This window comes from Agarivorans sp. TSD2052 (assembly GCF_023238625.1).
Classification (GTDB): Bacteria; Pseudomonadota; Gammaproteobacteria; order Enterobacterales; family Celerinatantimonadaceae; genus Agarivorans.
The window spans coordinates 2,815,835-2,827,500 of sequence record NZ_CP096670.1; the positions used below are offsets into that span (position 1 = coordinate 2,815,835).

Consider the following 11,666-nt stretch of genomic DNA (forward strand, 5'->3'; position numbering starts at 1 on the left):
ATTTTTTCTTGACTTGGTCGTGTCATTTACAGTTAACTTAGTTTATCAGAATGACTAAGGATAAACATGACAACTTTTCTTCTAACCAATAAATCTTGGTGGTGGCGCACTCCGAAATAGACGGGTGTGAGTTGTTGTATTTCCAATACATTGTACAGAACAACAAAAAGCCCGCTTAACGCGGGCTTTTTTATATTTGCGCTACGGCCTTAACCAGGAGTAACGAACCATGAGTAACCACCCTAGGGTGCAATTAAGCAATACCCAGATAGATGCTAGTTATGTGCATGATCCTCTTAGCCTTTATCAAGAATTGTGTAAAGAAAGCCAGCATAATGTTTTACTAGAATCGAGTGAGATTGATAGTAAGGAAAACCTGCAAAGCTTAATTCTTGCCGATGCTGCATTAAAAATTACCTGCACAGGCCGCCAAGTTAGTTTTTCAGCCGTATCGCTAAACGGTCAATCGGTCATCGCAGCTGTAGCTGATAATATAGACGCCTCACTGATCAGCCTGCACAACACGACCCAACTAGAGCTCAACTACCCTCTCCCCGCTGCCAACTTAGACGAAGATTCACGCTTAAAAGCTAATTCACCGGTTGATGCGCTGCGGGTCATTATCAAACTGTACGGTGAGCTAAGCGATTTAGATAAAGGCGTATTTATTGGCGGCGTATTTGCCTACGATTTCATCGCCAGCTTTGAGCAACTGCAAGATGTTGCCGACAGCACTAACATCTGCCCAGACTACCAGTTTTATTTAGCCGAAACGCTGTTATTGATCGATCACCAAGCGCAAGTTAGCCACATTATTGGCTCTATTTATGACGATGCCGAGCAGACACGAATAAACCAACGTTTGGCGCATTTAGTTGAACTCTGTGAGCACGAAAACCACCAACAAGCCACGCCAGACCTCAACAACTACCAAGGCAAAATTGAAGCCGACATTAGTGACCGTGACTTCTGCCAAAATGTAGAGACCATGAAAGACTACATTCGCCAAGGCGATATTTTTCAAGTGGTACCTTCTCGCAGTTTCACACTGTCTTGCCCTGATAGCTTGGCAGCTTATCGCGAACTGAAAATCACTAACCCAAGCCCTTACATGTTCTATTTGCAAGACAGCGAATTTGTGTTGTTTGGCGCTTCGCCGGAAAGTGCGATTAAGTATTCAGCGGATAGCCGTGATGTAGAAATCTATCCTATTGCAGGCACCCGTAGACGCGGTTTTAATGAAGATGGCTCAATCAACCAAGACCTAGATGGTCGCCTAGAGTTAGAACTACGTTTAGATAAAAAGGAAACCGCTGAACACATCATGCTGGTTGACTTAGCACGCAACGATGTTGCGCGTATTAGTGAACCCGGCACTCGTCACGTAGCTGATTTACTCAAAGTAGACCGTTACAGCCACGTTATGCATTTAGTGTCGCGAGTCGTTGGCACCTTACGGAGTGATTTAGATGCCCTGCACGCTTATCAAGCCTGTATGAATATGGGTACCTTAGTAGGCGCGCCTAAAATTCGCGCCTCTGAACTCATTCGTCAGGTAGAGCAAAAACGCCGCGGCAGTTACGGTGGAGCAGTTGGTTATCTTACTGGCAACGGCGATATGGACAGCTGTATTGTGATTCGCTCTGCATTTGTAAAAGATCAGCTTGCACATGTACAAGCCGGTGCTGGTGTCGTGTATGATTCACTACCACAAGCAGAAGCCGATGAAACCCGTAGCAAAGCAGCGGCAGTATTAAACGCCATTGCTCGCGCCCACGGCTCTACTTTAAAGGACGTTAGCCATGACTCATAGTGTATTTCTACTGGATAACTTTGACTCGTTTACCTACAACTTGGTGGACCAATTTCGTAGCCAAGGTTTAGATGTTCGCATCTACCGTAACCATTTAAGTGCTTGCGAAATTAAACAACACATCGATGACAGCCCTAACCCACCAGTATTAGTGTTGTCTCCCGGCCCTGGCAATCCGCAGCAGGCGGGTTGTATGTTAGAGCTTATCGATTTATGTAAAGGCCAAGTACCGATAATTGGTATTTGCTTAGGTCATCAAGCCTTAGTTGAAAGCTATGGTGGCGTTGTAGGCAAAGCGGAAGAAATCGTTCATGGGAAATCTTCCGCTATTGAGCACGACAACCGTTTAATGTTTAAAGGTTTAAGCAACCCACTGCCAGTGGCTCGTTACCACTCTTTGGTCGCCACTTCGATGCCTGAAGAGTTAACAGTAAGCGCCCATTATCAAAAGATGCCAATGGCTGTTATTAACGAACAAGATAAGGTGGTGGGCTTTCAGTTCCACCCGGAATCAATATTGACCAGCGAAGGGGCCACATTATTGGCCCGAAGCCTAGACTGGGCCATACAACAGGAGCAGCAATAATGCAGGCTATTCTCGAACAGCTATATCAAGGACAAGACCTCAGCACTGAGCAAGCGCAACAAGTATTTTCTCAGGTTATTCAAGGTGAAGTAGACCCTATTGTATTGTCATCCTTGTTAACGGCTTTAAAAATTAAGGGTGAAAAACCTCAAGAAATAGCCGGAGCTGCGCGTGCATTACTCGAAAATGCGGCGCCTTTCCCTAGCCCCAATTACCCGTTTGCCGATATAGTCGGCACTGGCGGTGATGGTCATAACACCATCAATATTTCGACTACGTCTGCATTTGTCGCTGCCAGTTTAGGCGTAAAAGTGGCCAAACACGGTAATCGCAGCGTGTCGAGTAAATCTGGATCATCGGATTTATTAGCCGCCTTGGGAATTAACATTCAAATGAGCCCTGAAACAGCCCGCCGCTGTTTAGATGAACTTGGACTATGTTTCCTATTTGCTCCGCAATATCATGCTGGCGTACGCCATGCCATGCCTGTGCGCCAGACACTAAAAACACGTACCATTTTTAATGTACTAGGGCCGCTTATTAACCCTGCACATCCCACCATGGAAGTGATGGGTGTATATGACCCTGCATTGATTTCCCCTATTGCTCATACTTTACAACAACTGGGTATGAAAAAAGCGATGGTGGTTCATGGTGCCGGGCTCGACGAAGTCGCTATCCATGGTCGTACTCAAATCGCTGAAGTCAACGGTGATAGCATCACCGAATATACATTAACCCCAAGTGATTTTGGCGTAACACAAGCCGATTTAGACGCCATTAAAGGTGGCACACCAGAAGAAAATAAAGCGATTACTATCGACTTACTACAAGGCAAAGCCACAGCCGCTCAGCAAGCCGCAGTGGCGGTAAACGTAGCAGTATTACTCAAGTTAGCTAATAAGACGGACAACGTCGCTGAAGGCGTACAAATGGCAATCGATGAAATGGCATCTGGTCGCCCGCTAATCCTAGCAAATAAATTAGCGGAGATGAGTCAGTGAGCCAAGTGAACGAAGCAAAACAAACCACTATTTTAGACAAAATTGTCGCCGATAAAGAAATTTGGTTAGCCGAACGAATGCAGCAACAGCCACTGGCGAGCTTTATTGATGAAGTAGTCCCCACTGACCGAGATTTCTACCAAGCGTTATCTGGCAGCCCAGCTAAGTTTATATTGGAATGTAAAAAAGCCTCACCCTCAAAGGGCTTAATTCGCCCAGAGTTTGATTTAGACCTGATCGCTGGCGTCTATAAACATTACGCGGCAGCTATTTCAGTGTTAACCGATAGCAAGTATTTTCAAGGTGAATTTGACTACGTGACCACGGTGCGACAGCAAGTTCCGCAGCCGGTATTATGCAAAGACTTCTTTATTGATGAATACCAAATTTATTTAGCTCGTTATCACCAAGCTGATGCCATTTTACTAATGCTGTCGGTACTTGACGATAATGAATATAGCTTGCTTGCTGAAGTTGCTCATAAGCTCAAATTAGGCGTATTGACCGAAGTGAGTAATCAGCAAGAGCTAGAGAGAGCCATTGCGCTAAATGCCAAGGTTATCGGTATAAATAATCGCAACCTGCGCGATCTTTCGATCACTTTGGATCGTACTCCTGAGCTAGCTAGGCAAATTCCAGAAGACCGAATCATTATTTCCGAGTCTGGTATCTACAAACATCAGCAGGTTAGAGAGCTATCTAAATACGCCAACGGCTTTTTAGTGGGCAGCTCGCTAATGAGTCAAGACGATGTAGACTTGGCTTGCCGCAAATTAATTTTAGGTGAAAACAAAGTTTGTGGTTTGACCCGCGATCAAGACGTCGTCGCCGCCCATCAAGCTGGTGCGGTGTATGGTGGCCTGATTTTCGCTGAAAAGTCTCCTCGCGCAGTTAGCCTTAAGCTTGCTGAACAGCTAGTTAGTGCTGCACCACTAAATTTTGTCGGGGTATTTGTAAATAGCCCCGTAGAACAAGTAGCTGAGGTCGCCAATCACCTTAAATTGCATGCTGTTCAGTTACACGGTGACGAAGATGAGCAGTATATCGCGCAACTTAAAGATCGACTTACACACAGCTTAGTTTGGAAAGCGCTAGCGGTGGACCAAGAGTTACCGACAGCCCCCATTAACGCCGACAAAGTACTATTTGATAGTAAGGTGGCAGGTCAATGTGGTGGCACTGGCCAAGCATTTGATTGGCAACTGTTAGGTGAGCACAGCCACGGTGCGATGTTAGCTGGCGGTATTAACCCCGATAACATTCAAAACGCCTTAGCTTTTGCCGCTGCCGGTCTTGATCTAAACTCTGGCGTAGAACAAGCGCCCGGTATCAAAGACCCAGCAAAAATAAAAACGGCGTTTGAAAAAATTAGACAGTACTAATCGTACATTGATTAGTAACAGTAGCCCTTTATTAAGAATAAGAGTCGATAATGAGTAAATTAAATTCCTATTTTGGCGAGTTTGGTGGCCAGTTTGTACCACAGATTTTGGTGCCCGCTTTAGACCAACTTGAGCAAGCCTTTATTGATGCCCAGCAGGATCCTGAATTTCTAGAAGAATTCAATCACCTATTGACTGAGTATGCAGGTAGACCTACCCCCCTAACGCTTTGCCGAAACATCACCGCGGGGACAAAAACGAAAATTTACCTCAAGCGTGAAGACTTACTGCACGGCGGTGCTCACAAAACTAACCAAGTATTAGGCCAAGCCCTGCTAGCAAAGCGCATGGGTAAAAAAGAAATTATTGCAGAAACCGGTGCCGGCCAGCATGGCGTAGCCACCGCGTTGGCCTGCGCACTACTTGGCTTAAAATGTCGTGTCTACATGGGCGCGGTTGACTGCGAACGCCAAGAGCCAAATGTATTCCGCATGAAGCTGATGGGCGCTGAAGTGATTCCCGTTCATAGCGGTTCGTCAACACTGAAAGACGCGTGTAATGAAGCCCTCCGTGATTGGGCAGCCAGTTACGACACCGCCCATTACTTGCTTGGCACGGCTGCGGGCCCGCACCCTTTCCCCACCATTGTGCGCGAGTTCCAGAAAATGATTGGTGAAGAAGCTAAACAACAGATCTTAAAAGCCGAAGGTCGATTGCCTGATGCAGTGATTGCTTGTGTGGGTGGCGGCTCTAATGCCATTGGCATGTTTGCCGACTTTATTGAAGAAGAAGGCGTGCAACTGATTGGTGTTGAGCCTGCGGGTAAAGGGATAGATACCGATCAACACGGCGCACCACTAAAACATGGCCGTAAGGGGATGTTTTTTGGCATGCACTCTTTATTGATGCAAGATCCCAATGGTCAAATTGAAGAGTCTTACTCCATTTCGGCAGGGTTGGACTTCCCGTCAGTAGGCCCTCAACACGCTCACCTAAACGCGATTGGTCGTGCCAGCTATGAATCAGCGACTGATGAAGAAGCTTTAAGTGCATTCCAAACTTTAGCGGAAAGTGAAGGAATTATTCCTGCTCTAGAGTCAGCACATGCTTTGGCTTACGCCCTTAAATTGGCGAAGCAAGATAAAGACAAAGAACAAATATTACTGGTGAATCTATCTGGTCGAGGCGACAAAGATATCTTTACAGTGGCAGAAATTTTCGAACAACGAGGAGGCCTATAATGACGCAACGTTACGCTAACTTATTTGAACGCTTAGCAGCTAAGCAGCAAGGCGCATTTGTACCGTTTGTGACATTAGGTGACCCTGACCTTGAGCAGTCATTAGCCATTGTTGATGCATTAGTAGAAGGCGGAGCAGACGCTTTAGAGCTAGGCATTCCCTTTTCTGATCCGGTAGCCGATGGGCCGACTATACAAGGCGCGAACGTAAGGGCCCTTGCTGCCAACGTGACCCCACCAAAATGTATCGAAATGATTAAGAGCATTCGTGATAAACACCCGGAAGTCCCCATTGGCTTATTATTATACGCAAACTTGGTTTACTCTACTGGCATCGATGTATTTTACCAAAAGCTAGCTGAAGCAGGCGTAGATTCTGTGTTGGTTGCTGATGCGCCAATTCGCGAATCAGCTCCTTTTAGAGAGTCAGCGAATAAGCACGGATTACAAAGCATCTTTATTGCCCCTCCAAACGCCGATGATGCAACGCTAGCCAAGGTGGCTGAATACGGACAGGGCTATACCTACTTAGTCAGCCGCGCAGGAGTCACAGGCACCGAGACCAAAGCAGAAGCACCGATCGCTCACCTTCTTGAAAAATTGCAACAATATAGCGCACCGCCAGCTTTACTGGGTTTTGGTATTGCCACCCCCAAACAAGTAAAAGACAGCATTGCTGCTGGGGCCGCTGGTGCGATATCGGGTTCTGCAGTGGTGAAAATTATAGAGGCACATCTTGACGATAAACCACAAATGCTAGACTCACTGCGTGAGTTTACCGCTTCTATGAAAGCCGCTACCGTTTAAGATTAGAACTTGCTACTATCAAAAGCCGCTATTTTAGCGGCTTTTTACTATCAGCTAGCACTGGGAAATTATGAAACAGTTTTTCGAGTTTATTCCGCTAATTATTTTTTTCGCCGTTTACAAAATGCAAGATATCTATGCTGCAACACTGGCTCTGATTATCGCAGCGGCGGTTTTGTTAGCCATCTCGTATTTAAAAAATAAGAAAGTTGAGAAGATGCATCTGATTTCTTTCGTTCTTATTTTGGTGTTTGGCGGGCTCACCCTAGTACTGCGCGATGATGATTTTATCAAATGGAAGCCAACCGTTATTAACTGGTTGTTTGGTGTAGTGCTATTGCTTAGCCAGTTCCCGTTTGGTAGCCCTCTCATCAAGAAGATGCTTGGTAAAGAAATGCAATTACCTGATGCGGTATGGGGCAAAGTGAACGTGGCTTGGGCACTTTTTTTTATCGGCTGTGGAACCTTAAACCTTTATATCGCTTTCAACTACTCTGAAGATGTCTGGGTAAATTTCAAAGTCTTTGGTTTACTTGGCTTAACCTTATTATTCACCGTTGCTACGGTAATTTACTTATACAAACATTTACCTAAAGAACAACAAGACTCGCTATCTCAAAAGAAGGATTAATGGCCATGTGGTATGTTATTTTTGCTCAAGATGTAGAAAACAGTTTAGAGAAACGCAAGCTCGCCAGAACCGCACACCTAGCTCGACTGCAAGACCTGCTCAATGAAGGTCGTTTATTCGTGGCTGGCCCCAACCCTGCCATTGATGCAGAAGACCCCGCTGAAGCGGGTTTTACCGGTTCAACAGTGATTGCCGAATTTGCTAGCCTAGAAGACGCCCAAGGCTGGGCAGACGCAGACCCATACATTGAAGCAGGTGTCTATGACACTGTCATTGTTAAACCTTTTAAAAAGGTCTTACCGTAATTCTCACTGGGCGAGTTATCTCGCCTAGCTTTTCGCGCCTATTTATTCACGTTTTTGTCAATTTCACCCAATTGAGTCATTTGTTATTTAAAAACTTACTCTAGTCTTATTCATGGTTTTATCAAAAAGGAGCGAAACCATGAAAATAAAAACACTGTTACTCACCTTAGTGCTTTGCGTTGCTGGCCTAAATCCACTCTATGCGACTGAAAACACCCAGGCCTTAAACCTTAATACGGCTAACGCTGAACAGTTAGTAACTCTAAAAGGTATCGGAAAAAGTAAATCAATCGCCATAGTAGAATACCGAAAGCAGCACGGAGACTTTAAAAATGTCGAGCAAATAGTGCTGGTACCGGGTGTGGGAGAGACGATTTACCTAGATAACAAAGACAAGTTGTTCGTCGAATAAGGCTGATATATAAACAAACAACTGCGCCCGCAGTTAGCAATTAATGCTAGGGCGTGAACCTGAGAGCGAAAATAATAACAACTCTGTCAATTCGTACACAGTTATGAATTAAGCTAATTTTAATTGTCATTTTCACATGTTAAAGTGCCGTGCATATTTTTAATTTCAAGAGACTGAAATGACCACTAAAGTACAAAAAGCGGTTCTCCCCGTTGCCGGCTTAGGAACTAGAATGTTACCCGCCACTAAGGCTATCCCTAAAGAGATGCTGCCTATCGTAGATAAGCCTTTAATACAGTATGTCGTGCAAGAAGCCATCGCCGCAGGCATCAAAGAAATCATTTTAGTGACTCATTCAAGTAAAAACTCTATTGAGAACCATTTTGATACCAGTTTTGAGTTAGAAGCCACCCTTGAAAAACGGGTTAAACGCCAGTTACTGGAAGAAGTTCGTTCTATATGCCCTAAAGACGTCACCATTATGCATATACGACAAGGTGTCGCTAAAGGCCTAGGGCATGCTATTTTATGCGCTAAACCTTTAATCGGTGATAATCCTTTTGCGGTGTTGTTACCCGACGTCATTTTAGATGACTCAACCTCAGATTTGAAAACCCAAAACCTCGCCGATATGGTGAGAAAATTTGATGATACAGGCTCCAGTCAAGTCATGGTTGAAGCTGTAGCCCAAGAAGATGTCAGTAAATTTGGTATCGCTGATATCAATGGCGCAAACATCGGACCGGGTGAATCGGCAGACATGATTGCAACCGTAGAAAAACCCTCTGTAGATGAGGCTCCTTCTAACTTAGCCGTGGTAGGTCGCTATGTATTATCAGCGCAAATATGGAAAGAATTAGCCAGAACCCCTCCTGGAGCCGGCGACGAAATTCAGCTCACCGACGCTATCGCCAGTTTAATGAAAAAAGAAAAGGCACAAGCCTACTATATGGTAGGGAAAAGCCATGATTGTGGCAGCAAGTTTGGGTATCTAAAAGCCTTTGTCGAATACGGTTTACGCCACCCGGAGCTAAAAGATCGCTTTAAGAAATATTTAGCAGATCTAAAACTTTAATAACTGGAAAATCAGCGCAATCAGTGATAAAAGTATAAACAGGTGTGGAAAACATGCCATCGAAGTCATACAATAAAGAAGTAATGCATTTTTTTATACAGGGAAATTTCATGAAAAAATTAGTTTTAGTTGCAGCTGCGGCACTTGCAATGTCAGGTAATGTTTTAGCTCAAGAAGCAGCTGCTGGCGCAGCTGGTGGTTCAGCCGCTGGCGCTACTGGCGTAACCGCTGGTGTAGTTGGTGGTGTTGCTGCTGGTGTAGCTGTAGTAGGTATTGCAGCAAATCAAAGCAATGATTCAACTACGGGCTCATCGACTTCTACTGCTACTTCTACTGCCCAGTAGAGTTAGATCGTAATTGTTAATGGCGAACTTCGGTTCGTCATTTTTATTTCAAACACAACCGTCAGTTCCTCAGACCTTTCACCACGCTTCATCGGCTCTCTGTTACCCTATTCTATTTATTTAACACCGTATGACGCTATAGCCATATACAACGCTCTGTGACCCGCTCACTCATTGTAGAACACACCGACCACGCTTTAACCCCATATACACTTAAATAGCGCTGGCTGTTTTTCTCTGGTTAATATTAAGTCTCGATTAAAGCCGAACTGAGAGCTACTCTACATAAGTAATAGGCATTACAATGCCGACTTGTGGAGAGATCATTCCTGCCAACAAAACTTCAGCAACAGCCGTTAAAATCTTAGCTACCCATCGCTTTAGAATTGAAATTATTGTTAGTCATTTGCTGAGCGCTTAACCCCCTTATTTTGGGAACAGCATACTGGCACATTCTTTCATCTTAACGATACAAACACTGTCACCGATAAACACGCAATAAAAAAACCCGCTATCTTTCGACAACGAGGTCATTTAATAAGCGTTTGGTGGTATCTGTCGACGCTCACTGGCTATCTATGGCTATCAGCTCAGCGTGGTAGCCTGTGGCTAAACCTCAGGCATAAAAAAAGCCTATCCCTTAGGATAGGCTTTCTCTAAATAGGCGCCTGGCAGTGACCTACTTTCACATGGGGAGACCCCACACTATCATCGGCGCAGTTGCGTTTCACTTCTGAGTTCGGCATGGGTTCAGGTGGGTCCACAACGCTATTGCCACCAGGCAAAAACTTGTTGTCTTTAACATTCGAAAAAGCTGAAAACATCCCACGAGTATAACAAGTACTCTTGGTCATAAAAAATAAGGTATCTATAAGCAACACCACTTGGGTGTTGTATGGTTAAGCCTCACGGGTAATTAGTACAAGTTAGCTCAATGCCTCACAGCACTTACACACCTTGCCTATCAACGTTGTAGTCTCCAACGGCCCTTCAGAGGACTTAAAGTCCTAGTGAGAATTAATCTCAAGGCCTGCTTCCCGCTTAGATGCTTTCAGCGGTTATCAGTTCCGAACGTAGCTACTGGGCAATGCTATTGGCATAACAACCCAAACACCAGCGGTTCGTCCACTCCGGTCCTCTCGTACTAGGAGCAGCTCCTTTCAATTCTCAAACGCCCACGGCAGATAGGGACCGAACTGTCTCACGACGTTCTAAACCCAGCTCGCGTACCACTTTAAATGGCGAACAGCCATACCCTTGGGACCGACTTCAGCCCCAGGATGTGATGAGCCGACATCGAGGTGCCAAACACCGCCGTCGATATGAACTCTTGGGCGGTATCAGCCTGTTATCCCCGGAGTACCTTTTATCCGTTGAGCGATGGCCCTTCCATACAGAACCACCGGATCACTATGACCTACTTTCGTACCTGCTCGACGTGTCTGTCTCGCAGTTAAGCTGGCTTATGCCATTGCACTAACCGTACGATGTCCGACCGTACTTAGCCAACCTTCGTGCTCCTCCGTTACTCTTTGGGAGGAGACCGCCCCAGTCAAACTACCCACCAGACACTGTCCGCAATCCCGATAAGGGACCAACGTTAGAACATCAACACTACAAGGGTGGTATTTCAAGGTCGGCTCCACATCATCTAGCGACAACGCTTCAAAGCCTCCCACCTATCCTACACATGTAGGGTCAATGTTCAGTGTCAAGCTGTAGTAAAGGTTCACGGGGTCTTTCCGTCTAGCCGCGGGTACACCGCATCTTCACGGCAATTTCAATTTCACTGAGTCTCGGGTGGAGACAGCTTGGCCATCATTACGCCATTCGTGCAGGTCGGAACTTACCCGACAAGGAATTTCGCTACCTTAGGACCGTTATAGTTACGGCCGCCGTTTACCGGGGCTTCGATCAATAGCTTCGCTTGCGCTAACCACATCAATTAACCTTCCGGCACCGGGCAGGCGTCACACCGTATACGTCATCTTTCGATTTAGCACAGTGCTGTGTTTTTAATAAACAGTTGCAGCCAACTGGTATCTGCGACTCCCAACAGCTTAGAGA

General features: G+C 45.5%; 11 protein-coding genes and 2 rRNA genes (1 of these 13 cut by a window edge). 11 read left to right on the plus strand and 2 right to left on the minus strand.

Annotated features, from left to right (window positions below; translation table 11 throughout):
* Positions 1 to 229: 229 nt before the first annotated feature.
* The 11 genes from M0C34_RS12760 to M0C34_RS12810 all read left to right on the plus strand — a co-directional run bounded on the left by M0C34_RS12760 (position 230) and on the right by M0C34_RS12810 (position 9,599).
* The gene (locus M0C34_RS12760; RefSeq protein WP_248712069.1) at positions 230 to 1,813 is read left to right on the plus strand and encodes an anthranilate synthase component 1; all 1,584 of its coding nucleotides are present in this window, start codon (positions 230 to 232) and stop codon (positions 1,811 to 1,813) included.
* Entirely contained in the window at positions 1,803 to 2,399 is a 597-nt protein-coding gene (locus tag M0C34_RS12765) for an aminodeoxychorismate/anthranilate synthase component II (RefSeq protein WP_248712070.1), read from the plus strand. The genes M0C34_RS12760 and M0C34_RS12765 overlap by 11 nt, the downstream gene beginning before the upstream one ends.
* Complete coding sequence (gene trpD, locus M0C34_RS12770) at positions 2,399 to 3,403, plus strand: anthranilate phosphoribosyltransferase (protein ID WP_248712071.1); 1,005 nt, start codon at positions 2,399 to 2,401, stop codon at positions 3,401 to 3,403. Before M0C34_RS12765 ends, trpD begins: the two co-directional genes overlap by 1 nt.
* On the plus strand, positions 3,400 to 4,785 hold the full coding sequence (trpCF, locus tag M0C34_RS12775) for a bifunctional indole-3-glycerol-phosphate synthase TrpC/phosphoribosylanthranilate isomerase TrpF (RefSeq protein WP_248712072.1): 1,386 nt from the start codon (positions 3,400 to 3,402) through the stop codon (positions 4,783 to 4,785). Before trpD ends, trpCF begins: the two co-directional genes overlap by 4 nt.
* Positions 4,786 to 4,835: 50 nt before the next feature.
* On the plus strand, positions 4,836 to 6,026 hold the full coding sequence (trpB, locus tag M0C34_RS12780; protein WP_248712073.1) for a tryptophan synthase subunit beta: 1,191 nt from the start codon (positions 4,836 to 4,838) through the stop codon (positions 6,024 to 6,026).
* The gene (gene trpA / locus M0C34_RS12785) at positions 6,026 to 6,832 is read left to right on the plus strand and encodes a tryptophan synthase subunit alpha (RefSeq protein ID WP_248712074.1); all 807 of its coding nucleotides are present in this window, start codon (positions 6,026 to 6,028) and stop codon (positions 6,830 to 6,832) included. Before trpB ends, trpA begins: the two co-directional genes overlap by 1 nt.
* A gap of 70 nt (positions 6,833 to 6,902) precedes the next feature.
* The gene (locus M0C34_RS12790) at positions 6,903 to 7,463 is read left to right on the plus strand and encodes a septation protein A (protein WP_248712075.1); all 561 of its coding nucleotides are present in this window, start codon (positions 6,903 to 6,905) and stop codon (positions 7,461 to 7,463) included.
* Between the two features lie 5 nt (positions 7,464 to 7,468).
* Positions 7,469 to 7,768 (plus strand): YciI family protein, encoded by a 300-nt coding sequence (locus M0C34_RS12795; RefSeq protein WP_248712076.1) that lies wholly within the window; start codon positions 7,469 to 7,471, stop codon positions 7,766 to 7,768.
* A 139-nt stretch (positions 7,769 to 7,907) separates the two neighbouring features.
* The gene (locus tag M0C34_RS12800) at positions 7,908 to 8,180 is read left to right on the plus strand and encodes a ComEA family DNA-binding protein (RefSeq protein WP_248712077.1); all 273 of its coding nucleotides are present in this window, start codon (positions 7,908 to 7,910) and stop codon (positions 8,178 to 8,180) included.
* A 178-nt stretch (positions 8,181 to 8,358) separates the two neighbouring features.
* Positions 8,359 to 9,255, plus strand: a complete 897-nt coding sequence (gene galU / locus M0C34_RS12805; protein ID WP_248712078.1) for a UTP--glucose-1-phosphate uridylyltransferase GalU — start codon at positions 8,359 to 8,361, stop codon at positions 9,253 to 9,255.
* Positions 9,256 to 9,365: 110 nt separating this feature from the next.
* Entirely contained in the window at positions 9,366 to 9,599 is a 234-nt protein-coding gene (locus tag M0C34_RS12810) for a hypothetical protein (RefSeq protein ID WP_248712079.1), read from the plus strand.
* Positions 9,600 to 10,265: 666 nt separating this feature from the next.
* Here M0C34_RS12810 and rrf read toward each other — a convergent pair.
* Both rrf and M0C34_RS12820 read right to left on the minus strand, forming a co-directional pair.
* Positions 10,266 to 10,381 (minus strand): 5S ribosomal RNA (gene rrf, locus M0C34_RS12815).
* A 113-nt stretch (positions 10,382 to 10,494) separates the two neighbouring features.
* Positions 10,495 to 11,666 (minus strand): 23S ribosomal RNA (locus M0C34_RS12820); it runs 1,717 nt beyond the window's last position.